Here is a 23902-nt window from a genome sequence, read left to right on the forward strand (position 1 = left end):
GCCACGCTAAGACGGGCGTTCGGCGGATGCCACCCGAACGGGCAAACAGAGTCCGACGAGGCAGGCAACAACCGTGAACGCCGTCGCCCAGGCGAACGCGTGCGGGAAGGCGGAGCCGCCGTGCCCGTGCGCGAGGACCGTCGCCAGTACGGCCGTGCCGACGGACCCGCCGAGCTGCTGCACGATCCGGACGGTGGTGCTCGCGTGCGGGATGCGGGCCCGGTCGAGACCTTGGTACGCGCCCACCATGACCGCCATGTTGGCCGCGCTCACCCCGAGCCCGCGCACGACCAGCGCGCCGAGGAGCAGCGCTCCACCGGGGTGCGGGAGAAGGAAGGGAAGGGTGCCCAGCGCGCACAGCAGCATCCCCGCCACGGTGACCGGGCGCGGTCCGAGCCGGTCGGTCAGCGGGCCGGTGACCCGGGCCAGCAGACTGCCGAGACCCTGCGGCGCCAGCAGCAGCCCGGCCGCGATCACGCCCTCGCCGCGCGCCTGTTGGTAGTAGAGGGGGAGCAGGAACATCCCGCCGAACAGGGCGAGCCCGTTCAGGAACGTCAGGATCGAGGAGACGGCGAACGCGCGGTCCTGGAACAGCCGTAGATCGACGAGGGGTTCGCGGGCGCGCAGCGCGTGGCGGGCGAACAGGGCGATGAGTACGGCGCCCACCGGGATCGCCGTCGCGCGGGCCACGCCGGTCTCGGAGAGGCCGTAGACCAGGGCGGCGAGGCCGGGGGAGAGGAGCAGGAGGCCGGTCAGGTCCAGGCGGTGGCCGGGGCGCGGGGTGTCCTTCGGGACGCCGCGCCAGGCCAGGGCGAGGGCCAGCAGGCAGACGGGCAGGTTGACGTAGAAGATCCAGCGCCAGCTGAGGTGGCCGACGATCAGGCCGCCGACGACCGGGCCGAGGATCGGTACGACCATGGCGGGCAGGGTGATCACGGCCATCAGGCGGCCGAGGCTGCGTCCGCCGGCGGCCCGCATGACCAGGGTCTGGAGCACGGGCAGGAGTAGTCCGCCGCCGATGCCCTGGATCACCCGGAAGGCGATCAGCGAGTCGATGTTCCAGGCGAGGCCGCAGAGGAGCGATCCGGCGAGGAAGAGGGTCAGCGCGCCGAGCCAGACGCGGCGGGAGTCGAAGCGTTCGACGGCCCAGCCGGAGACCGGGACGACCGTCGCGAGGGCCAGGAGATACGCGGTGCTGACCCATTGCAGGCTCGTCGTGGAGGCGCCCAGGTCGTGGCCCAGGGTGTGCAGGGCGATGGAGACGATCGTGCTGTCGAGGAGCGGGGCGAGGGCGCCGAGGACGAGGATGCCGGCGAGCTTGCGGACGGCCGGGTCGAGGTGTTCGGCGGGGCGGACGGTGGTGTCGGGCATGACGGTTCCCCCTTTGGAGACACCTTTGGAGGCGCCTTTAGAGACGGTGCGTCTCTAAAGGGCCACGTTAGACTGGATCCGATAAGAGACGCAAGGTCTCCTAGTGGGAGTCAGGGGTGCCGGTGATGGCCGCAGAGCAGACGCGGCGGCGCGGGGCCGCGCTGGAGGCCGACATCCTGGACGCCGTCTGGGAGGAGCTGGCCGCTGTCGGCTACGCCCGGCTCACCATGGAGGGCGTCGCGGCCCGGGCCAGGACCGGCAAGCAGGTCCTCTACCGGCGCTGGGCCAACCGCGCCGAACTCGTCAAGGCCGCCCTGCCGCACCGCACCGGCTTCATCGTCGACCAGGTGCCCGACACCGGGGAGTTGCGCGAGGACGTGCTGACCCTGCTGCGGCTGATGGTCGAGCGGCAGCGGGAACTCGGCCCGGACGTCATCCGGGGCCTGCTCGGGGAGGCGACCGACCTGGACCCGAAGGTCTTCGGGATCATGCACGACATCCTGCTGACGCTGCTTCAGCGGGCCGTGAAGCGGGGCGAGATCCCCACCGCCGACCTCCCCCGACGGGCCGTCACCGTCCCCGCGGAGCTGCTGCGGTACGAGATGGTCCTCTCCCGGGACCCGGTCGCCGACGCCGTCCTCGTCGGGATCGTCGACGACGTGTACCTGCCCCTGCTGGCCGGACACGGCTGAGACACCGCCGGGACACGGCTGAGGCCCGCACCCCCGAAGGGAATGCGGGCCTCAGCCGGCGTTCACATACTCACTGGCAATCGCTTGCTTACCGGGACTGCTGAGCCGGAACTCCACGAGAGATCGGCTCGTCCTCGACCGGCGAGCTCGCGGCGGCCACCGCGGCACCGGTGAGCGTGGCGAGCATCTCGCGCACGTTCGTCAGCTGGGCGTTGATGCTGTCGCGACGGTTCGTCAGGGCGGCCAGCTCGCGCTCGGATTCCGAACGGATCCGGTCGGCCTTGGCGTTCGCGTCGGCCACGATGTCCTCGGCCTGGCGCTGAGCCGTCTCCACCGTCTGACGGGCGCGACGCTCCGCGTCCGTACGCAGCTTCTCGGCCTCAAGCCGGAGCTGCTCCGCGCGGTGCTCGATCTCCGCGAGGCGCTTCTCGGCCTTCTGCTGACGCGACGCCAGGTCGCGCTCGGACTGCTCGCGCCGCTTGGCGAGGTTCGTCTCGAAGTCGGCGGCGGCCTGCGCGGCCTTGGCGCGGGTCTCCTCGAAGAGGGCGTCGGCCTCCTCGCGCTTCTGCTGCGCGTCCTTCTGGGCCTCGCCCCGCAGCTGGGCGGAGTCGCTCTTGGCCTTCTCGACGATCCGGACGCCCTCGTCCTCCGCCTTGGACTTGCGCTCCGCAGCGAACGATTCTGCGTCGTTGCGGACCTGCTGGGCAGCGGACTCCGCGAGTTCGCGGTGCTGCTCGGCCGCGCGCCGTGCCTCCTCACGCAGGTCCTTGGCCTCTTCCTCGGCGAGGCGGAGGATCTTCTCGACCCGCGCGCCGAGGCCGGCGTACGACGGCTCGGCGTCGCTTACCTGGGCCGCGGCGTTCTGCGTTTCGAGGTGGAGCTCCTCGATGCGCTTTTCAAGAGCAGTGATACGGGCCAGAGCGCTGTCACGGTCGGAGACGAGCTTCGAGATGCGTTCGTCCACCTGAGCGCGGTCGTACCCACGCCGCACAAGCTCGAAGCCGTAGGGGGAAGTGTCGCTCATGGGGTTCCTGTCGAATGAGACCGGTGAGGTGATAGGTGGAATCCTAGGGGCCGAAGCGGTGTGTCATCGAGCGGATGCGTGTTTGATCTGGAGAATGACACCCCTTTTGAGTGGCTAACCGTCGGACCGCTTGCCAAGGACCGGGTCAAAGGCCCCAGAACGCCCGAACCTCACAGGAGGTTCCTAGCTTCCACTAGCCTTCAACCGACTTGCCACCCGAACGAGTTGCGCCCGCCGTGGCTCCCGCCTTGACCGCGCCGTCCTTCGCCGCTGTCGGGGCCTCGAAAGACTCCAACGCTTCCAGGACGTCCTGGACACGGGAGATTTCGGCGTTGATGTCCTCGCGGCGGCGGACGAGCACCTCCAGATCGCGCTTGCCCTCCTCGACCGTGCGGCGGGCCTCGCGGATCGCCTCCACCTTCAGCTCCTCGGCCTCGCGGATGAGCGTGGACTTCTTCTGCTCGGCCTCCTTGAGGAGACCCTCGGCCTTCTTCACGGCGGCGATACGGACCTTGCCCGCCTCGGAGTTGGCCTCCGAAACCAGCTCCTTGGCCTTCATCTGGGCCTTGCCGAGCTGCTCCTCGGCGGCCTTGATGAGCGCGTCGCAGCGGTCGCCGGCCGACTTCATCGTCTCGGCGGACTCACGGCGGGCCCGCTCGTGCAGGTTCTCGATCTCGGTGGTGATGCGGTCGCGCAGCTCCTCGGACCGCTCCCTTATGGCGGTGGCGTCCCGGCGCGCGCCGACCAACAGCTCGTCCGCGTCCGTACGGGCCTGCTCCACCCGGGAGTTGCCCTCGACCGTGCCCTCGGACACCAGCCGGTCGGCCTCGTGGCGGGCCGCGCCGACCATCGAGTCGGCCTGCGCCTCGGCGTCCGCCGTCGTCTTCTGCGCCTGCTGCTGGGCCTCGTTGAGGAGTTTGTCGGCCTCGGCCGCGGTCTCCGTGATGAGGGTGTCGACCTGCTCGGCCGCCTCGGAGCGCCGTTTGTTGGCCTCCTTGCGGGCCTCGTCCAGTGTCCGCTCGGACTCCTCGCGCGCCGCCGAGGTGACCCGCTCGGCCGTCGCCTCCGCGTCCGCCTTGAGCCGGTTGGACTCGTTGCGGATCCGCTCGGCCTGCTGCTGCGCGGAACCCACCGTGTCGGCGGCCTCGGCACGCAGCCGCTCCGCGTCCCCGGTCGCGTCCGAGACGAGCTTCTGGGCCTTGGCCACGGCCTCCGAGCGCACCCGCTCGGCCTCGTTGATCGTCTCCGTCTGGAGCCGCTCCGCCTCCGCCGTCACCTCGGTGATGAGGGTGTCGGCCTGCGTCGCCGCGTCCGAACGGATCCGGTTGGCGTCCTCGCGGGCGTCGGCACGGGCCCGCGCCGCGTCCTGGTCGGCCTGCGCGATCGTGTCCGCGGCCTGGGTGCGCGCCTGCTGGGCGTGCTCGGCCGACTCCGACCGCAGCCGCTCGGACTCCGCGATGGCGTCCGAAACGGTGCGCTCCGCAAGGGCCTTGGCGGCGTCCGTCTCCTCGGCCGCCCGGCGCCGGACGCGGTTGGCGTCCTCGGTGGCCCGCTCGCGCTCGCTGTACGCGTCGGCGCGGACCCGGTCCGCCTCCTCCTGCGCCTCGCGCCGGGTGCGGTCCGCCACGTGCTCGGCGGCCGACCTGATCCCGGCGATCTCCTCCTGTGCCTGCTCGTGCAGCCCGGCGACGGACTCCCGTACCTGCTGGGCGTGTTGCTCGGCGCCCGACACCATCTCGGTGGCGCGCCGGTCGGCCTCCTCGACCAGCCGTACGGCTTCGGACTGCGCCTCCTCGACGCGGTTGCGCGCCGAGGCCAGCAGCTCCTCGCTCTGCTCGCGGGCCCGCTCGCGCTCCTGCCCGGCCTCCTCACGGGCCGACCCGAGCAGCTCCTCGGCCTCACGACGACGCCGTACGGCCTCCTCCTGGGCGGCGGCCAGCGTCTCGGACGCCTCCGTGGCCAGCCGCTCGGCGGCGGCCTGGGCCTCCGCGCGGACGCGGTCGGCGGTGTCCTGCGCCTCGGTCTTGAGCCGCTCGGCCTCGGCCGACGCCTCGGACCGCAGGCGTACGGCGATGGCCTCGCCCTCGGCGCGGGACGCGGACGCGTCGCCCGCGGCCTCGTTGCGCAGCCGGTCGGCCTCCGCCTCGGCCTGCGCCTGGAGGGAGCGGATGCGGTCGGCGGCCTCGCCACGCAGGCGCTCGGTCTCCTCGGCGGCCTCGCGGCGGATCCGCTCGGCCTCCTCCCGGGCGTCGGTGAGCGCCTGTTCGGCAGCGGCGAGCCGCTCCTCGGTCTCCGTGTGCAGCCGCGTCAGGCCCTCGGCGGCCTCCTCGCGGCGCGCCTCTATGGCCCGCTCGGTCTCGTCGCGCAGGTCGCGTGCGGCCTGTTCGGCGTCCGCCTTGATGCCCTCGGACTGCTCGATGACCTCCGAGCGGTGCCGCTCGGCTTCCTTGCGGGTGCGGTCGAGGGTCTCCTCGGCCTGCCGGCGCAGCGTGGTGGCGCGCTCGATGGCCTCGGTGCGGACCTTCTCGCTGTCCGTGGTGGCGCTCTGGCGCAGCTCGTCGGCGTCCGCGCGGGCCTTGGACAGCAGTTCCTCGGCGGTCCTGGCCGCCTCCTCGATCTGCTGGACGGCCTCGCGGCGGGCCTCGGCGCGGATGCGCTCGCCCTCGCCGACCGCGTCGGCCCGCAGCTGCTCGGCCTCGCCGCGCAGCCGGCGCGCCTCCTCCTGCAGCTCGACCGTCTTGGCCCGGTACTCCTTGGTGTCGTCCTTCGCCGCGCCCTTGAGCCCCTCGGCGATGTCGTGCGCCTGGGCACGCAGCCGGTCGGCCTCGGTCTCCGCCTCGGAGCGGATCCGCTCGGCCTCCTCGGTGGCGGCCTTGGTGGTGTTCTTGGCCTCCTCGGACGCCTTGTCGAGGACGTCCTCGGCGGTACGGGCGGCCTTCGCGAGCTGGGAGGCGGTCTCCTCGGCGGTGAGGCTGCGCGCGTTCTCCTCGGCCTCCGCGACGATCTTGTCGGCCTTGGCCTGGGCCTCGGCGACGACCTGCTCGGCGTCCGACTTGGTGGACTCGGCCTCCTTGGTGGCCTCCGTCACCAGCCGGGCGACCTGCTCCTTCGCCGTCCGGGTGCGCTGCTCGTTCGCCGACTCGGCGCTCGCGAGGGCCTTGGCGGCGGCTTCTTTCGCTTCGCTGAGGACCTTCTCCGCCTCAAGGCGCGCCTCACGCAGTGAGGTTTCGGCCTCGGCCATGCGCGTCTCGGCGGTCCGGCTCATCTCGGTGGCCTGGCGGCGGGCGGAATCCGACTCGTTGACCGTGGAGCTGCGCAGCTGCTCGGCGTGGTCGGTGGCCTCCTGGGCCTGCGAGGACGCCGCGTTCAGCAGCCGCTCGGCGTCCGTGCGGGCGCGGCGCAGCAGCTGCTCGGCCTCCGCGCGGGCCGTCTCGGCGTCGATCTCCAGCCGCTGCCGGGCCTCGGTGGCGACGCGCTCGGCCTCGGCGCGGGCGGCGGCCAGCGCCTGCTCGGCCTCGGCGCGCGACTCGTCCACGAGCCGGCGGGCCTGCGACTCCGAGCGGGCGCGGAGCTGCTCGGCCCACGCCACGTTCTCGTTGACGTGCGACTCGACGGTCTGCCGGCGCTCGCCCAGCTCCTGGTCGAGCTGCTGGCGCCGGGTCACCGCCTCCTGGTGCAGTTCCGCCTGGAGGCGCGCGGCCTGCTCGGCGTGCTCCTGGAGGATGCGCTGGGTCTGCGCGCGGGCCTGGCTCAGCTCCCGCTCGGCGTCCTGCCGCAACTGGTCGGCCTGGACCTGGGCATTACGAAGCATCTGCTCGGCCTGATAGCCGATGTCACCGCCGTCGTAAGCCGGTCGGGACATGAGGGTGCGGCGCGCCTCGTGCAGCTTGGCGCGCAGCACCTCGACCTGGTAGCCGAGGTCCTCGGCATGCTGGATCGCCTTTTCCCGCTCGGTCTTCAGCCGCTCCATCTCGGCCTCGAACCGAGAGAGGTGGTCGACGTCAGCCGCCGGCTCTCGCTCCTGGCGTTCGTAGCCCCGCACTGCGCGGTCCCATCCGTCCCCTGGTCGCGGTTTACTCCAACGAGCGCCGTCCATCCACCGAACGGTGCTCCCGGGGAATGGTGTCAGATCAACGACGGAGCATGGGCTGCTGCCCGACGCTCGCCCCCCGAAACCCGGACCCCGGCATGCCGTTGCCCTGGTTGCGAGCGACGACCGACCCCAACCCTACCGGCCCATATGTACGAGGGTCAGTGCTCAGGTGACTCAACAGGCGCCGAAGTGACCAGTTCTGTCAGTACGCCATGGCAATCCTTTGGGTGCAGGAACGTGATCCGTGACCCCATGGAGCCGCGCCGGGGCTCCTCGTACAGAACGCGTACGCCCTTCCCGCGGATGTCCTCGGAGTCCGTGTCGACGTCCGCCGTGCCGAAGGCGATGTGGTGGACCCCCTCGCCGTTCTTCGCCAGCCACTTTCCTACGGCGGAGTCCTCGCGGGTGGGTTCGAGGAGCTGGAGGTAGGAGGCGCCGCCGTCGTCCGTGTTGTTGATCTTCAACATGGCCTCGCGCACGCCCTGCTCCTCGTTGACCTCGGAGTGGAACACCTCGAAGCCGTACGTGGCCCGGTAGAACTCGACGGTCGTGTCGAGGTCGAAGCAGGCGATCCCGATGTGGTCGATTCGCGTCAGCATGTATGTAGTGCAGCGCTCGCGCGGTGGTTACGCAACGTGCGCGCGATCACACCGACGGCCCGATGACGGGGTGGACTACCGCTCAGTACATTTCAAGTAAACCCTCGTTCACTCCTCAGCTGAAACACGCTGGAAGGGGATCGCACCTCATGTCTGGAACGAACAGCACGACCTCGGTGATCGTCTCGGGCGCCCGGACGCCCATGGGACGCCTGCTGGGCTCCCTGAAGTCCTTCTCCGGAGCCGATCTCGGCGGCTTCGCGATCAAGGCCGCCCTCGACCGTGCGGGTATCGGTGGCGACCAGGTGCAGTACGTGATCATGGGCCAGGTGCTCCAGGCCGGGGCAGGGCAGATCCCGGCGCGCCAGGCCGCCGTCAAGGCGGGCATCCCCATGAGCGTCCCCGCGCTCACCATCAACAAGGTGTGCCTCTCGGGCCTCGACGCCATCGCGCTCGCTGACCAGCTCATCCGTGCAGGTGAGTTCGAGATCGTCGTCGCGGGCGGCCAGGAGTCCATGACCAACGCCCCCCACCTGCTCCCCAAGTCCCGTGAGGGCTACAAGTACGGCGCGATCGAGATGCTCGACGCGATGGCCCACGACGGCCTCACCGACGCCTTCGAGAACATCGCGATGGGCGAGTCCACGGAGAAGCACAACACGCGCCTGGGCATCGCACGCCCGGAGCAGGACGAGGTCGCGGCCCTGTCCCACCAGCGGGCCGCCGCCGCCCAGCAGAATGGAGTCTTCGAAGCGGAGATCACGCCCATCGAGATCCCGCAGCGCAAGGGCGAGGCCGTCGTCTTCAGCAAGGACGAGGGCATCCGCGCGGAGACCACGGTCGAGTCGCTCGGCAAGCTCCGCCCCGCGTTCACCAAGGACGGCACGATCACCGCCGGCACCTCCTCGCAGATCTCGGACGGCGCCGCCGCCGTGGTCGTGATGAGCAAGACCAAGGCGCAGGAGCTGGGCCTGGAGTGGATCGCCGAGATCGGCGCCCACGGAAACGTGGCGGGACCCGACAACTCCCTCCAGTCGCAGCCCTCGAACGCGATCCTGCACGCCCTGAAGAAGGAGGGCCTGGAGGTCGAGAGCCTCGACCTGATCGAGATCAACGAGGCCTTCGCCGCCGTCGCGGTGCAGTCAATGAAGGACCTCGGGGTGTCCACGGAAAAGGTGAACGTCAACGGCGGCGCCATCGCCCTGGGCCACCCCATCGGCATGTCGGGCGCCCGCCTGGTCCTGCACCTCGCCCTGGAGCTCAAGCGGCGCGGCGGCGGGGTCGGCGCGGCGGCACTGTGCGGCGGCGGCGGTCAGGGTGACGCGCTGATCGTGCGGGTACCCAAGGCCTGAGCAGCAGTACCTTCTCGCACATCCGCAAGGGATCGGAGCCGTGATGCAGGACGTCGCCTCGCTGGTGGCCCAGGCCAGGGAAGGCCGGCCGCGGGCCGTGGCCCGGCTGATCTCCCTGGTGGAGGGGGCGTCCCCGCAGCTCAGGGAGGTCATGGCGACCCTCGCACCGCTGACCGGCGGGGCGTACGTCGTCGGCCTCACCGGCTCGCCGGGCGTCGGCAAGTCCACGTCCACGTCCGCGCTGGTCACGGCGTACCGCAAGCAGGGCAGGCGGGTCGGCGTCCTGGCCGTCGACCCGTCCTCGCCGTTCTCGGGCGGCGCCCTGCTCGGCGACCGCGTCCGCATGTCGGACCACTCCTCCGACCCCGGCGTCTACATCCGCTCGATGGCCACCCGCGGCCACCTCGGCGGCCTCGCCTGGTCCGCCCCGCAGGCGATCCGCGTCCTCGACGCGGCGGGCTGCGACGTGATCCTGGTGGAGACGGTCGGGGTGGGCCAGTCGGAGGTCGAGATCGCCTCGCAGGCGGACACGTCCGTCGTGCTCCTGGCCCCGGGGATGGGCGACGGCATCCAGGCGGCGAAGGCCGGAATCCTGGAGATCGGCGACGTCTACGTCGTCAACAAGGCCGACCGCGACGGCGCCGACGCGACCGCCCGCGAGCTGAACCACATGCTCGGCCTCGGCCAGTCCCGCGGCCCCGGCGACTGGCGCCCCCCGATCGTCAAGACGGTCGCCTCCCGCGCCGAGGGCATCGACGAGGTCGTCGAGGCGCTGGAGAAGCACCGGGCGTGGATGGAGGAGCACGGAGTCCTCGCGGAGCGCCGCCGCGCCCGAGCCGCCCGCGAGGTGGAGGCCATCGCCGTCACGGCCCTGCGCGAACGCATCGAGGACCTCCACGGAGACCGCCGCCTCAGCGCGCTCGCGGAACGGATCGTGGCGGGGGAGCTGGATCCCTACCGGGCGGCGGACGAGCTGGTGGCGGGGCTCACGCGGGGGTGACGTGGGTGCGGGTGTGCCGGGCGCCTTCTCGGCTGCCGGGTGCGCTCGCACGGCGAGCGCGGGCCGGTTGCGGCCGGTCGCGTCCCTGAGGGCGACGGTCGGCGCCGGTGTCGACGACGCCTGGTCGGCAAAAATCCCTGGTCAACTCCCGTCCCCCGCTGTTAGGTTGCCCCACGTGTTCCTCCTCTTGGCATAGGGCCCGCCCAGGCCCGCGCACGGCAGACACCAGTCGCATCGCCGTCGCGCGGCACACAGGCGTCCCCTTCTCCTGCCTCCAGTTGAGGAACATCTCGCATGTCCGCGTCTTCTTCCACGCCGACTTCGGCGTGCCCTTCGTATGCCGCCGTACTCCAAGTCCCGTACGCGCGCCGCACGTTCGCCGCAGCGCTCGTAGGCCGTCTTTCGTACGGAACGGTCTCCCCGGCGGTCCTTCTCGCGGTCGTCCGCGCCACCGGCTCCTACGCCGCCGCCGGCACGATCATGGCCGTCTTCGGCACCGCGACCGTCCTCCTGCTCCCCCTGCGCGCGGCCCTGGTCGACCGCCACGGCCCCCGCCGCGCCCTCCTCCCCATGGCGATGCTCTACGGCGGTCTCCTGTGCGTCCTCGCGGCGGTGACCTGGAGTCCCGGGACGCCGGAGGTGGTGCTCGGCATCGTGGCCGCGCTGACGGGCATGTGCGCGCCCCCACTTGGACCCACCATGCGCTCCGTGTGGGCCGAACTCGTCGGTGACCGCGGGCTGTTGCAGCGCGCGTACAGCCTCGACGGCGTCGCGGAGGAACTCCTGTACGTCATTGGCCCGTTGGCGGTCGGCGCGCTGCTCACCATCGCTCCACCGGCTGCCGGGGTCCTGCTCAGCGCGGCCCTCGTCGTGACCGGGACGACCGCCTTCGTCATGTCACCCGCGCTGTCCGGAGTACGCGTATCCGCGGGCGCCGGGCGGGGGTTGAGGCCGGCCCGGGTGCGTGGGCTGCTCGGTCCGGTGGTCGTGGCCGGGGGGATGGGGCTCGCGTTGAGTGCGGTCTACCTGTTGGTGATGGCGTTCGTGGAGCAGCGGGGGTACGGCGACGATGTCGTGCCCTGGGTGCTGGCGGCGGTGTCGGCGGGCAGTGCGGTGGGTGGGCTGTTGAACGGGGCGGTCAACTGGCGTACGGCCGCGCGGGTTCGGTTGTCCGGGGCCGCGTTGGGGCTGGGGCTGACGTTGGCTGCCGCCGGGTTCGCCTCGGGGGTGTGGTCGCTCACCGTGGCTGTGGGGTGTGCGGGGTTCTTTGTGGCGCCGGCGTTGACCACCGCGTATCTGCTCGCCGACGAGGTGGCTCTGCCGGAGGCGCGGACTCGGGCGGGGGCGTGGGTCAACATGGCGGTGAACGCGGGGAGTTCGGGTGGGTCGATGGCGACGGGGCTGCTTGTGGGGCGGGTGCCGTTGGGGGTTTGTTTTGTGATCGCCGGGGTGGTGGCGGGGGGTGCGGGGGTTGTGTCTTGGGTGCCGGTGCGTCGTGGCTGGTCGCGCCCACGCGGCGGAGCCGTAAATTGATACAGCCTCGCGCCCCTAAGGACAAGGGCGCCGTCGTGCACCGGATTGCAACGGACCCGGTCTCGCGACGAGGTCGGCGTAGTCCAGCCCGTCCGGCACCCGTCCAACGCAGGCCGGCGCAATCCGGCCCGTCCGGGGCCTCTCCGGCGCAGGTCGGCACTATTCAGCCTGTCCGGCGTGTGAGGACGAGGCCCCTTCAGGGCCGATGCGGGGGTCTGGGGGCGGCAGCCCCCAGAACGGCCCCGCTCCGACGGACGGTCAGGGGCGTCCCCGTTGGCCTCGCAGGTGTTCCGCGATCGGCTTCAGGGTGTTGCTGAGGTCCGAGAGGCCCTCGGGGGTGGCCAGGTCGATGAAGTGGCGGCGTACGGAGGCGACATGGTGGGGCGCGACCTTCTGCATCGTCTCCAGGCCGTGGTCGGTCAGCACCGCGTACAGGCCCCGGCGGTCCGACTCGCAGTTCTCCCGGCGGACCAGGTCCGCGTTCTCCATCCGGGTGATCTGGTGCGAGAGGCGGCTCTTGGACTGGAGCGTGGCAGCCGCGAGGTCGCTCATCCGCAGCCGTACGCCCTCCGCCTCGGAGAGATTCACCAGGATCTCGTAGTCGTTCATCGTCAGGCCGAACGGCTGCAGATCCTTCTCCAGTTGGTACGTCAGCAGCCTGTTGACCTCCAGGTGGGTGCGCCAGGCGCACTGCTCCTCTTCGGTCAGCCAGCGCGTGGCCGTCTCGGTCTCCATAAATGAAGTCTACCTAAAATGTTGAAAGGCGAACTAGTGAGGGGTGGCGTGACGGCGCGCACACGTTCGACGTCACACTCCGCAGACTACCGCTCACAGCCCGAAGCGACGCTGGAGGTCCCCCAGCTGTCCGGGAAGGCGCGGTGCCCCCGCCTGCTGTGAGGGACCTGTGGGAACCCCGCCCCCGCCCGGTACCCCCGGCTCGTGCGGCACACCCCCTGTGGCCTGCTCGGGCATCAGGTTCTCCGACGACTGGAGCAGCACCGTGCCCGCCCCGACGAACTCGAACTGGTGCTCCTCCCCGGATGCCCCGCCGATGCCCGTCATCGCACGTAGACCGCCCATCAGGCCGGTCATGTACGCGTGGTCGTAGTGATGGCAGGGGGAGGGGCAGTCGGCCCAGCCGACGAGGGCCTGCGGGTCCACCCGGATCGGGGGTTCCATGAACACCACCGGGCCGCTCGACGCGGCCACGATCTTTCCGGTTCCGATGAGTGTCAGAAAGCCGGGAACAATCGACTGCTTGAGAGCGAGACTTGGCTGAAAAGCGAGCAGGTTGCCCGAGCGAATGGTCATGTTGGCGTCTTCGAGGTCGTACGCGTTGACGTCGAAGGCCCGGTCGGCGAGCAGCATCTTGCCCGAGCCGTCCGCCACGACCCAGTCGCTCGCGTGCAGAGGCGAATGGAAGGACGTACGGACAAGTCGGTCGAGTCGCCCGTGCCCGATGCCGTTGAACTCCATCGAGCCGTAGTAGGCGATCATCTTCCCCTTCTGCAGGAACCACTGGCTCCCCTTGAGCTCCACGCAGAAGGTGTACTTGTTGACGTTGTCGTCGACCGGGAGGGTCATCGGGTCGTAGATCGTGGGGCCGGACCCCGCGTACTGGCTCACAGCTTCTCCTCCGACGCCTGGACGTACACCGCGCCGCTGCCGCTCAGCTCCAGCTGGAACGCCTCGCCGGAGCCCCGGCCCACCATGTCGCGCCAACCGAGCGCCGTGGACAGCTTGTTGCGTACGTCGCCGTGGTGGGCGACGTAGGCCTGCGGGTCGACATGGACGGGGCGCCCTGGGGTGATCGGGACCTCGAAGACACCGCCGTGGGCCATCACGGCGACCGAGCCCTGTCCCTGGAGGGTGGTCGTGAACAGGCCCTGGCCGGTGACCTGGCCGCGGACCATGCCCATGACGCCGCCCTGGGAGCCCATGAACATCGTGCCCTGCCGGAGGGTGCCCTCGAAGGCGAGGAGGCGGTCGGCCTCCACGTAGAGGGTGTCGCCGGTGAGGTTGATGATCTGGATGTGGTGGCCGCCGTGACCGAACATCACGGTGCCGCTGCCCTCGACGGTCATCAGGGGGGGCGCCTCGTTCGCCACCCGGCGTCCGAGCATCGACATGACGCCGCCCTGGCCGCCCTGGATGTTGGGGGTGAAGGAGACGTCGCCCTTGTAGGCGAGCATCGCGCCGCGCTGACTGAACAGCCGCTGGCCCGGCATGACCGTGGCCTGGATCATCTTCGAGTTGATCTCGGTGAACGCCATGTCACACGTCCCCCGCGATCGTGTTCCGCTCGCTGGGCTGGACGTAGACGAGCCCGTCGCCCTCGAAGCGGATCTGGAAGGCCTCGCCGCCGCCCTCCCCGAAGAACGTGCGGAAGGTCACACCGGACTGGAAGGACTGCTGGAGGTTCCCCTGGTGCGCGATGTACGCGCCCGGGTCGACGGTCAGCGGGTACTGCCGGCTGACCCGCAGCACCACCGCCGGACCGTCCGACATGATCGCCGCCTGGCCGTGGCCCTCGACGGTCGTCGTGAACAGCCCGTTTCCCTGCGAGGCGCCGCGCAGGCCGGTGAACGTGGTCCCCGTCCGCAGCCCCGCGTCGGTCACCAGCAGGTTGCTCGACTCGACGTACAGCTTGTCCCCCTGGAGATTCACGAGGTTGATCTCGGAGGCCCGGTCCGCGAACCAGCACGTCCCCTGCCCCCTCACCTCCATCACCGTCATCTGCTCACCGGTGAGCCGCCGGGTCACCATCCCCCGGATGCCCTCACCGCCGCCGGTCATCTTCTTGAAGGCCATCTGCCCGTCGTACGCGACCATCGAGCCGTTCTTCGCCTTCACGGCGTCCCCGGTCATGTCGACGGCGAGCACCTTGCTGCCCTGGAGCCGAAACATCGCCACGCTGCGAAGGTAACCGCAGGGACGCGGTCGAGGACAGGGCCCGTGGGTGGAGAACGACCCTGACCTGGCCCCTAGGGCGGAGCCGGGGGTGAACTCTGGGCGGGGCGGGGGAGTGGTCGGCCGCGGTCTGTGCGGGCGGGGGCGCGGAATCGGGGTGGGCCCAAGGTCTGCCGTGGGGCGACCCAGGACAGACCTGGGGTTTCGTTACAGGGTCGGAGCCGGGGTGCCCTCAGGGAGTGCTGCGGGGAGGCCCCAGGGTGTGCTGCGGGATGGCCCCAGGGTGTGCGCAAGGCGTGCCGCCAGGATGTGCCCAAGGCGTGTCGCCGCGCGATGCTCCCGCCTGCCGTCGCACGGTGCTCCCGCCTTCCGCCGTGCGGTGCTCCCTCGTGCCGCCGTGCGGTGCTCGCGGGCGTCGTCGGGCCGTACTCCCGCGTATCGCCGTGCCGTAGTACGACGTCGTCGCCCGGCGCTACGCCGTGTCGCGGGGCCTGTTCAGCCGGATGACGGCCGTGCCCGCGCGGAGGTCGACGGTCGACCACGGCGGCGCCCCGTCCTCCTCGTCGTCCCGCATGACCAGCGCGCTCTGGCGTTCCTTCAGCTCGGTCTGCTTGCCCGGGGACAGGCTCGCGTGCAGTTGCTCGAAGCCGGTCGCGGATATCTGGCCCTGCCGACCGGAGTTCCGCCAGGGGAGCATTCCGGCGCGGCCCATCTTCAGGAGCAGCTGGTCGAGGAACGCGAGCGCGGTCAGCAGGACCACCAGCCCGGGCAGCGTCATGAAGAAAACGAACTGCACGGGCACTCCCGGGGCTCGGCTACGGACCCCCAGTCTCGGCTGACTCAGCCGTTTGCCACAATGGGTGAACGTTTGTGCTCGCGTTCACAAACTGTGGACGTCTCCCTCACCGAAGGTGACCCGTGGACATCAAGACCGCCACCGCCCTCCGCCGTCTCCGCCTGGTATCGGCCCCCGAGGCCGTGTCCTTCCTCGTACTGCTCGTCTGCTCGGTGCTGAAGCGGACCACGGACTTCAACGCGGTGCCCGTGATGGGCATTGTCCATGCCGTCCTCTTCATCCTCTACGTCCTCTTCTGGGCCGACGCCTGGAACCGCACGAAGTGGGGCGCCAAGACCGCCGCCTTCTACTTCATCCTCTCCGTCCTGCCCACCGGCGGTTTCTTCGCCGAGCGCAAGCTCAAGCGCGAGGCCGAGAACGCGGTCATCGCCTCCCGCGCCCGCCAGGAAGGGGTCGTGAGCGCATGATCGTCGCCTTCTCCGTGACGCCCCTCGGTGTCGGCGAGGACGTGGGGGAGTACGTCGCCGACGCCGTCCGCGTGGTCCGCGAGTCCGGCCTGCCCAACCGCACCGACGCGATGTTCACGTCCATCGAGGGCGAGTGGGACGAGGTGATGGACGTGGTCAAGCGCGCCGTCGCCGCCGTCGAGGCCCGCGCCCCACGCGTCTCCGTCGTCCTCAAGGCAGACATCCGCCCCGGCGTGACGGACGGCCTCACATCCAAGGTGGAGACGGTCGAACGACATCTGGCGGAGTAGCGGGGGTGCTGTCCGGCGGGGGCGGGTCAGGGAGGTCGGAGGAGCTAGCAACGAGCCCCCACCCGTGCCGCCGCACCGCGCCGAGCGTCACCGCCCGCTCGCGCCGAAGGTAGGCCACAGCCGACGCGAGGTCGGCGACGGGCGGGCTCGCTTCGTAGCCGGCGAGCTTGTGGACATATCAGTCGAGCCACTCCGGCCCGTCCCGCCCTCCCCGGCGCGGGACACTGCGGCCCCTGTGCCCCCGAAGTCAGGAGGGCTGAGGGAACCAGGACTTGAGACCTTGCCCTACCGCCACCAGGACCTCACTCGGCGTCAGCCCATCCACCCGCGCCTCACGCCGACACCAGAACCGTCACCCCCAACTCCCCTCCACCGCCCCGCACTCGATCACCCCGCCCGCCCCACCGCCGCACTCAACCGCGACACCGCCCCCAACTCCGGCACCCACCCCAGCGCCGCGACGACCTGCCCGCTCGCGAACTCCCTCTGCGCGGCCGTCACCGCCGGGTCGATCGCGCACTCGGCCTGCACCCGCACGTAGTTCAGCGCGGTAGCGAAAAGCATCGAGAACGACTGCGGACCCTGTACGACCGCACGCCCCCCGGCACTCCGATACGCCCGTGCCACCCGCACGCCCGCCTCCACATCCCCCTCGTTCCCGCCCGACCACACGAACAGGGCGCGGGCCAACTCCCGTTCCGCAGAAGCGGATCCGGCGTTGTCCCAGTCGAGGAGGACGGGACCGTCCCGGCCGACCAGGACGTTCTGGGGTTGCAGGTCGAGGTGGGACGTCACCAGGTCGCCGGGGTCGGACGGAGTCACCCAGTACGCCAACTCCCTTGCGGGCGTGGTGATGAAGCGGCCCAGCTCGTCCGCCCACGGCATCCCCGCCCGCCGGACCTCCGCGTGCAGCGCCGCCCACTCGTCGTCCCCCGGGCACCGCTCGTACCAGGCGGACGGCATCGCACTCTCGCCCTCGCCCGCCCGGTGCAGCAGCGCCATGGTCCGCCCGAACCAGTCCAGGACGTCCGAGTCGGACACGTCCGCGGGGGCGCCGTCGATCCAGTCGTACAGCTTGATGTGGGAGCCGGCGGAAATACCAGAACCAGAACCAGAGCCAGAGCCAGAGCCAGAGCCAGAGCCAGCACCAGAGCCAGCACCAGAGCCAGCACCAGAGCCGGAGCCGGAGCCGGAGTCAGAGACAGAGCCAGGGTCCAGATGGGAGACATGCGCCCCCTCCCGATTGGCCAGCAGCCGCGGCGACGCGATGCCCAGCCGCTCCGAGGCCTCCCGTAACGCGGCCTCCCGGCAGACCTGCTCCTCGTCGCAGCCGAAGAGGAGTTCCTTGACCGCCCACGAGGAGCCCGACCCCGAGCCGTCGCCGGACAGCTTCCAGATCTGCCCCAGCGCGCCCCGGGTGACGGGCGTCAACATCCAGGGGCCGGGGCCGAGCGCATAGGTCTCGGCGACGAGATCGGCGGTGTCGTGCATACGGGTACCTCCCAGGAAGCAGCTGAGAATCACGACCGGGGCATTCCCGCCGAGCCGCTCCCGCACCCCGCTCCATCTCCCGCCCTCGCACCCCGAGCCGCTCCCGCACCCCGCTCCATCTCCCGCCCTCGCCCCCGCACCCCAACTCCACCCCGCCCCCCGCCCAACCGCCGGAGGCCCCCGTTCCGCCGCCGGAGTCAACTCCCCACCCACCTGGACGCACCCAGTTCGACACGCCCCCATATCTCCACTTGTGTGTGGGTATCGGCCCGGTCGATCTTCGGTTCCACGGTCTCCACTCGGACTCCACGGTTCCTCGCTCCCCGGGCTTCGATCACTCCTCAATCATTGGAGGGCGCTGTGCGGCCGGAGGGCTACGACTACGACACCTACAGCCGACTGGCCGGACCGCTCACCGAGCCGTCCGGTGCGTCGTACCAGGTGCAGTACACCTCGCTCCTCTCGCGCGAGCCCCACCGAATACGCGCTGTCCTCCTGATGAGCCTCGCCCCGGTGCTCACCGCCGCCCTGCTCGTCTATCTCGTCTGGCCCTCCCACTGGGTCGAACGCGAGGGCGGTCAGGAGTGGATGGTCGGGCTCGACGTCACGATGCTGATAGCCATCGGGCTCATCGAGCTGTTCATGGTCGTCAACGTCGCCTCCGTCGCCCACGCCACGCTGGTCGCCCGCGACCCGATCCCCGTCGTCCCCGCCCCCGGCACCCGCGTCGCCTTCCTCACGACGTACGTCCCGGGCAAGGAACCCCTCTCCATGGTCCGCGCGACTCTCGAAGGCGCGGTGAACGTCACCCACACCGGACCTGTCGACGTCTGGCTCCTCGACGAAGGTGACGACGAGCAAGCCAAGGCCCTGTGCGCCGAGTTGGGCGTACGGCACTTCACGCGGCACGGAGTTCCCGAGTGGAACCGCCCCAAGGGCGTCCACAAGGCCCGTACGAAGCACGGGAATTACAACGCCTGGATCGCCATGCACGGCGGCGACTACGAGTTCTTCGCCTCCGTCGACACCGACCACGTGCCGCTCCCCAACTTCCTTGAGCGGATGATGGGTTACTTCCGCGACCCGGACGTCGCCTTCGTCGTAGGACCGCAGGTGTACGGGAATTACCACAACCCCGTCACCAAGGCCGCCGAGTCGCAGCAGTTCCTCTTCCACGCGCTGATCCAGCGCGCCGGGAACCGCTACCGCGCCCCCATGTTCGTCGGCACCAACAACGTCGTACGGATGGCCGCCGTCAAGCAGATCGGCGGGCTCTACGACTCCATCACCGAGGACATGGCCACCGGGTTCGAGCTGCATCGGCACCGCAACCCGTTGACCCGTACGCACTGGCGGTCCGTCTACACGCCCGACGTGCTCGCCGTCGGAGAGGGGCCGGCCTCCTGGACCGACTTCTTCACGCAGCAGATGCGGTGGTCGCGCGGGACGTACGAGACGCTGATCAAGCAGTACTGGAAGGCGCCGTTCACGATGCCTCCGGGGCGGCTGTTCTCGTACACGATGATGCTCGTCTACTACCCGATGACCGCCGTCAACTGGCTGCTGGGCATCATGAGTTGCTTCCTGTTCCTGTGGTTCGGGGCGTCCGGTACGCAGGTCGCCGCGTCGGTGTGGCTGATGCTCTACAGCGATGCCGCGGCGCTTCAGATCGGGCTGTATCTGTGGAACCGGCGGCACAACGTCTCCCCGCACGAACCCGAAGGGTCGGGCGGGCTGGCCGGCATGGCGATGTCGGCGCTCTCCGCGCCCATCTATCTGAAGTCCTTCGGTGAGGCGCTGATCCGTCGGCCGAGCCGGTTCGTCGTCACGCCCAAGGGCGGTGACGCCAGCCCGGACCGGGTGATGACCTTCCGTATCCATCTCTTCTGGGCGATCCTCCTGGCGACCTCGCTGGCCGCCTCCGTCGTCCTCGATCACACCCACGCGGCCATGCGCACCTGGGCGGTCCTCGCGATGGTCATCTCCCTTGCGCCGCTGGGGGTTTGGGTCGGCTCGCTGATCAAGGAGCGCCGGGAACGCCGGTCGTTGCTCGGCGGCGCGCGCACCCTCGACACCGCCGAGCCCGCGCTCGCCACCACCGGGGCCGGTCCGTCCGTCTCCAGCACCACGACAGGGGGCAACTAGACCATGGCCTTCCAGCCGTCCCAGAAAACCAGGAAGACCGTCCTCGGCATCGGCGGCGTCGCCGTCCTGGCCGGTCTCAACGCCCCGGCCGCCCTCGACTTCGCCGGCGAGCAGTACCACGAGTACAAGATCACCCGGCCCGGATACATGGCCAAGTACGGCTCCTGGGACCAGATCGACATCCCGAAGGAGTACCGGACCAACGCCATCCACGCCTCGCTGCTGCACACCGGCAAGGTGCTGATCGTGGCGGGCTCCGGCAACGAGCAGAAGAAGTTCAACGCCGGGTCCTTCGACACCGTGCTGTGGGACCCGAAGGCCGACACCTTCAAGAAGATCCCGACCCCGGTCGACTTCTTCTGCGGCGGACACAGCCAACTCCCCAGCGGCAACCTGCTGGTGGCCGGCGGCACCGCCCGCTACGAACGCCTCGACGGCGAGGTCAAGCGGGCCGGCGGCGGTATGCGCGTCAAGAACGAGAGCCCCAACAAGGCGATGTTCCTGAAGAAGGGCACCGTCTTCCGCTCACCGGCCGGCGTCGACTACATGACCAAGTTCGACGTCACCGTCCCCAAGGCCAAGCGCGAGTTCAAGGTCACGTACAACGCCCGCGGTGTGATGCAGCCCTGGCAGACCAAGGTCACCGCCAGCGAGGTCCGCGTCTTCGTCGAGGCCGCCGAGGCGGGCCCGATGTCGGTCACCGAGAACCAGGCCCAGTACGACATCGTCGGCCTCAAGGGCAAGGACGCGAACAACACGTACGGCCTCTCCGAGAAGATCACGCTGGAGAAGCAGGACTACCAAGGCATCCGCGCCGCCTACGAGTTCGACCCGAAGGCCGAGCGGTACATCCCCGTCGACCCGATGGAGAAGGCCCGCTGGTACCCGACCCTCGTCGGCCTCGACGACGGTCGCGTCCTCGCCGTCTCCGGGCTCGACGACGTCGGCGTCATCGACCAGGGCGACAACGAGATCTACGACCCGAAGACCAAGAAGTGGACCCCGGGCCCCAAGCGCTACTTCCCCACCTACCCGGCCCTCTTCCTCACCAAGGGCGGCAAGCTCTTCTACCCGGCCTCCAACGCCGGCTACGGACCCGCCAACAAGGGCCGTGAGCCCGGACTTTGGGACCTGAAGACCAACAAGTTCACCAAGGTCGCCGGGCTGCGCGACCCCGAGGAGACCGAGACCTCGTCCTCGCTCCTCCTGCCGCCCGCCCAGGACCAGAAGGTGATGATCCTCGGCGGCGGAGGCGTCGGCGAGTCCAAGAAGTCGACCCCGCGCACCGCCGTCGTCGACCTCAAGCAGGACAGCCCCGTCTTCAAGGACGGCCCCGATCTCCCGCAGGGCACCCGGTACTTGAACAGCGTGATCATGCCGGACGACTCGGTCTTCACCACCAACGGCTCCTCGGACTACCGCGGCCGCAGCGCCAGCAACATCTTCAAGGCGCAGTTCTACGACCCGAAGGGCAACGCCTTCCGCGAGGCCGCCGCCCCGATGGTCGGCCGCAACTACCACTCCGAGGCACTGCTGTTGCCCGACGGCCGGGTCGTCACGTTCGGCTCCGACCCGCTCTTCGACGACCAGGCCAACACCAAACTGGGCCACTTCGAGCAGCGCATGGAGATCTTCACCCCGCCCGCGCTGCACAAGAACGGCACCAACAGGCCCGTACTGCAGGACGGTCCGGAGACCCTGGACCGGCACCACCGCGCGACCTTCCGCACCGACCACCCCGAACGCGTCGTCAAGGCCCGTCTGATGCGCCCGAGTTCGGTCACGCACACGACGGACGTCGAGCAGCGCTCCATCGAGCTCGGCCTCGTCAAGGACGGCAAGTCGGTGACCGTGGACGTACCGAACGACCGGGCCCTGGTGCCGCCCGGCTGGTACATGCTCTTCGTGACGGACGCGCAGGGCACGCCGTCGGAGGCCAAGTGGATCCAGGTGCAGTGAAGTTGACCGCCCCGAACTGAAGCGAACTGAAGAAGGCGAACTGAAGTGCCTTGCTACGCCTTGGAGTTGCGTGCCAGCTCCAAGGCGTACTCCGGCCACCACTGCCCGGCGTCGGGACCGCCCTCACAGGTGCCGTCCGAGGCGCCGGGCCGCTTGATCCACAGGTAGGCGTCCAGCGACTGCTCGCCGGTGTCGGTGGTCGGCCGGGTGCCCAGGCCGCGGCCCGGCGGATTGCACCAGGCGCCGGCCAGCGGCCCGTTGCCGTTGCGGCTGGTGTCGACGACGAAGTGCTTGCCGCCGAGGTTCCGCGACAGCTGGACGCCGTACTTCTTCGTCACCGCGTCCGTCTGGAAGTTGGACACGTTGAGCGAGAAACCGTCCGCCTCCTCGACCCCGGCCCGCTTCAACGGCTCCACGAGCTGCCAAGGGTCCCTGATCCAGGCCGGGTTGCCCGCGTCGAGATACACCCTCGTCCCCGACTGCTGCTTCAGCCGGACGACCGCCTCGCTCAGCAACCGCTCCCGCTCGCCCTGGTATTCGCCGGGCGTGCAGCCGTCCACCATGTGCGCGACGGCGTCTGGTTCGAGCACGACGAGTGCCTTGGAATCCCCCAGCGCATCGGCGAACTTCCCGATCCACGCCCGGTAGGCATCGGCGTCCCCGGCCCCGCCGGCCGAGTGCTGGCCGCAGTCGCGGTGCGGAATGTCGTACGCCACGAAGACCGCCGTACGACCCTCCTGGCGCGCGGCCGCGGTCGCCGCCCTGATCACCGGGCCGGGGTCGATCTCACCGGCCGGCCACAGCGCGGTCGGCTCGTCGGCGATCCGCTTGAGGAGCGTGGCGTCCTGCTTGCGGCCCTCCCGCTCCCACATCTGGATCTGCTCGGCCGCCGGGCTCGCCGGGTCGACCCAGAAGGTCATGTCGCCCATCGGCCCCTTGGACCGGGCACCGGCGACGGAGGCCTCGTCGACGTCGGACGCGGACGAACAGCCCACCGCGAGGCCGAGGACCGTGAGCGCCGCGAACGTGCGGATCAGCCGGGACATGCTGCTCCCTTGCGCGAGGGGACAATACGGGACGATTCATCAGTGATTGTGGACGATCCGTCACCCTGCCCGGCCCTGGCGCGCCGGTCAGCCGCCGCCCGAGGCCAGCGCGATCCCCAGCGGTGTCCGTTCGTAGAGCACCTGATGGCCGTAGCGTCGCGCCGTGAGCAGGCCCGCGTCGCGCAGCACCGTCAGATGCGCGGACACCGACGAGGGTGCGAGGCGGAGGCGGTGGGCGAGGACGGTCGTGGAGGCGGGTTCGTCGAGCGCGACCAGCACGGCGGCCCGGCCGCGCCCCAGCAGCCGTAGCAGCACGTCCGGTGTGTGGTCGGCGGGCTCGGTCCACAGGGCGCCGATGCCTCGCGCCGGGTAGGCGAGGGTGGGCTGCCAGGGGTGCTCGAAGGTGCTCACCACGTTCGGCCAGATGAAGACGCTCGGCAGCAGCACCAGGCCCTGACCACCGAGCCGGCGCTCGTGCTCGCCCCGGAAGCTCACGGTCAGCGTCCCGGCGTCCCAGCCGCAGTCCCGGCTGATCTCCGGGAGCAGCACGCCGAGCCCGACCTCGGCGAGCCGACGCGAGTGGAAGGCGATGTCCGCCTCCAGCAGGGCGCGCAGCCGCGGCCAGTCCGGCGCGACCAGGGTGTGCCAGACGGCCTCCATCGCGTCCGCCAACTCCTCGATCATGCGGGCGGGTTCACGCAGCCAGGCCCGGCCGCGCGCGGACTCCAGCGCGCCCGGGGTGTCCGCCAGCGACCGGGCCGTGTCCTCCCGGGCCTGCGCCGGATCGGCCGCGCGAACGGCGGCGATCTCCTCCTCGAAGGTGGCCGAGGGTCCGATCGGCGGCGGACACAGCCAGTCGGGACAGTGCCCGGTCCGCGGCATCAGCAGCCACAGCGGCGCGAGATCGAGACCGGCCGCCGCCGCACCGGTCCGCCGCAGCCAGGGCGCGTGATAACCCTGCCGCTCGGGCCGCTTGAGCGTCCGCACCACCTCCTGCGTCTCCCACAGCGGCGACACCGCGAACCGGCACCTGAGGAAGTCGGCCTCCCCGAAATACAGCCGCGACGGCATGCCCCACCCCCAGAAGATTCGGCCCTGTCCGAAACTCTAGGACGCCGGGGCGTCGGTGGGCAC

20 protein-coding genes are annotated in these 23902 nt (G+C 70.4%); 8 read left to right on the top strand and 12 right to left on the bottom strand.

The genetic code is table 11. The annotated features are described in order from the left end of the window. Nucleotides 1-6 precede the first annotated feature (6 nt). On the bottom strand, nucleotides 7-1371 hold the full coding sequence (locus OG407_RS34695; protein ID WP_405863395.1) for an MDR family MFS transporter: 1365 nt from the start codon (nucleotides 1369-1371) through the stop codon (nucleotides 7-9). Nucleotides 1372-1496: 125 nt separating this feature from the next. Between OG407_RS34695 and OG407_RS34700 the strand changes: the two genes are divergently transcribed. Next, entirely contained in the window at nucleotides 1497-2063 is a 567-nt protein-coding gene (locus OG407_RS34700) for a TetR/AcrR family transcriptional regulator (RefSeq protein ID WP_405863396.1), read from the top strand. 88 nt (nucleotides 2064-2151) lie between these two features. Here OG407_RS34700 and OG407_RS34705 read toward each other — a convergent pair whose 3' ends face one another. The 3 genes from OG407_RS34705 to mce form a co-directional block, all read right to left on the bottom strand. Then, entirely contained in the window at nucleotides 2152-3087 is a 936-nt protein-coding gene (locus tag OG407_RS34705) for a cellulose-binding protein (protein WP_033285426.1), read from the bottom strand. Nucleotides 3088-3280: 193 nt separating this feature from the next. Then, nucleotides 3281-7129, bottom strand: a complete 3849-nt coding sequence (scy, locus tag OG407_RS34710; RefSeq protein WP_405863397.1) for a polarized growth protein Scy — start codon at nucleotides 7127-7129, stop codon at nucleotides 3281-3283. Nucleotides 7130-7338: 209 nt separating this feature from the next. Next, a complete protein-coding gene (gene mce / locus OG407_RS34715) occupies nucleotides 7339-7779 on the bottom strand; it encodes a methylmalonyl-CoA epimerase (protein ID WP_019073152.1) in 441 nt (146 codons plus the stop codon). 149 nt (nucleotides 7780-7928) lie between these two features. Here mce and OG407_RS34720 point away from each other — a divergent pair, with 149 nt between their 5' ends. The 3 genes from OG407_RS34720 (at nucleotide 7929) to OG407_RS34730 (ending at nucleotide 11664) form a co-directional block, all read left to right on the top strand. After that, the gene (locus tag OG407_RS34720; protein WP_405863398.1) at nucleotides 7929-9131 is read left to right on the top strand and encodes an acetyl-CoA C-acetyltransferase; all 1203 of its coding nucleotides are present in this window, start codon (nucleotides 7929-7931) and stop codon (nucleotides 9129-9131) included. A 43-nt stretch (nucleotides 9132-9174) separates the two neighbouring features. Then, nucleotides 9175-10131 carry a methylmalonyl Co-A mutase-associated GTPase MeaB gene (gene meaB / locus OG407_RS34725; RefSeq protein ID WP_405868775.1) on the top strand — a complete coding sequence of 319 codons (957 nt, stop codon included), beginning with the start codon at nucleotides 9175-9177 and terminating at the stop codon, nucleotides 10129-10131. A gap of 294 nt (nucleotides 10132-10425) precedes the next feature. Next, a complete protein-coding gene (locus OG407_RS34730; protein WP_405863399.1) occupies nucleotides 10426-11664 on the top strand; it encodes an MFS transporter in 1239 nt (412 codons plus the stop codon). Between the two features lie 258 nt (nucleotides 11665-11922). On the opposite strand, the gene OG407_RS34735 is transcribed toward OG407_RS34730, so the two are convergent. The 5 genes from OG407_RS34735 to OG407_RS34755 form a co-directional block, all read right to left on the bottom strand. Further along, nucleotides 11923-12399: a MarR family winged helix-turn-helix transcriptional regulator gene (locus tag OG407_RS34735; protein ID WP_405863400.1), complete on the bottom strand. Its 477-nt coding sequence runs from the start codon at nucleotides 12397-12399 to the stop codon at nucleotides 11923-11925. A gap of 93 nt (nucleotides 12400-12492) precedes the next feature. After that, on the bottom strand, nucleotides 12493-13290 hold the full coding sequence (locus OG407_RS34740; RefSeq protein WP_403590739.1) for an AIM24 family protein: 798 nt from the start codon (nucleotides 13288-13290) through the stop codon (nucleotides 12493-12495). Further along, nucleotides 13287-13937 carry an AIM24 family protein gene (locus OG407_RS34745; RefSeq protein ID WP_405863401.1) on the bottom strand — a complete coding sequence of 217 codons (651 nt, stop codon included), beginning with the start codon at nucleotides 13935-13937 and terminating at the stop codon, nucleotides 13287-13289. The genes OG407_RS34740 and OG407_RS34745 overlap by 4 nt, the downstream gene beginning before the upstream one ends. Before the next feature lies 1 nt (nucleotide 13938). Continuing rightward, the gene (locus OG407_RS34750; protein WP_033285470.1) at nucleotides 13939-14571 is read right to left on the bottom strand and encodes an AIM24 family protein; all 633 of its coding nucleotides are present in this window, start codon (nucleotides 14569-14571) and stop codon (nucleotides 13939-13941) included. A gap of 475 nt (nucleotides 14572-15046) precedes the next feature. Beyond that, nucleotides 15047-15370 (bottom strand): DUF6191 domain-containing protein, encoded by a 324-nt coding sequence (locus OG407_RS34755; RefSeq protein WP_405863402.1) that lies wholly within the window; start codon nucleotides 15368-15370, stop codon nucleotides 15047-15049. 122 nt (nucleotides 15371-15492) lie between these two features. Between OG407_RS34755 and OG407_RS34760 the strand changes: the two genes are divergently transcribed. Then, nucleotides 15493-15837: a DUF3817 domain-containing protein gene (locus tag OG407_RS34760; protein ID WP_405863403.1), complete on the top strand. Its 345-nt coding sequence runs from the start codon at nucleotides 15493-15495 to the stop codon at nucleotides 15835-15837. Next, nucleotides 15834-16127, top strand: a complete 294-nt coding sequence (locus OG407_RS34765; RefSeq protein WP_019060761.1) for an MTH1187 family thiamine-binding protein — start codon at nucleotides 15834-15836, stop codon at nucleotides 16125-16127. Before OG407_RS34760 ends, OG407_RS34765 begins: the two co-directional genes overlap by 4 nt. Before the next feature lie 387 nt (nucleotides 16128-16514). Here the strand turns inward: OG407_RS34765 and OG407_RS34770 are convergent, their stop codons facing one another. Further along, entirely contained in the window at nucleotides 16515-17618 is a 1104-nt protein-coding gene (locus OG407_RS34770; RefSeq protein WP_405863404.1) for a phosphotransferase, read from the bottom strand. A 360-nt stretch (nucleotides 17619-17978) separates the two neighbouring features. Here OG407_RS34770 and OG407_RS34775 point away from each other — a divergent pair, with 360 nt between their 5' ends. After that, a complete protein-coding gene (locus OG407_RS34775) occupies nucleotides 17979-19763 on the top strand; it encodes a glycosyltransferase family 2 protein (RefSeq protein WP_405863405.1) in 1785 nt (594 codons plus the stop codon). 3 nt (nucleotides 19764-19766) lie between these two features. Further along, entirely contained in the window at nucleotides 19767-21722 is a 1956-nt protein-coding gene (locus OG407_RS34780; RefSeq protein WP_405863406.1) for a galactose oxidase-like domain-containing protein, read from the top strand. A gap of 53 nt (nucleotides 21723-21775) precedes the next feature. On the opposite strand, the gene OG407_RS34785 is transcribed toward OG407_RS34780, so the two are convergent. Continuing rightward, nucleotides 21776-22768, bottom strand: coding sequence for a glycoside hydrolase family 6 protein (locus OG407_RS34785; protein ID WP_405863407.1), 993 nt, complete (start codon nucleotides 22766-22768; stop codon nucleotides 21776-21778). Nucleotides 22769-22855: 87 nt separating this feature from the next. Continuing rightward, nucleotides 22856-23839: a DUF5937 family protein gene (locus OG407_RS34790; protein WP_405863408.1), complete on the bottom strand. Its 984-nt coding sequence runs from the start codon at nucleotides 23837-23839 to the stop codon at nucleotides 22856-22858. Between the last annotated feature and the right edge of the window lie 63 nt (nucleotides 23840-23902).

The sequence above is a fragment of the Streptomyces sp. NBC_01515 genome (assembly GCF_045040345.1).
GTDB lineage: Bacteria > Actinomycetota > Actinomycetes > Streptomycetales > Streptomycetaceae > Streptomyces.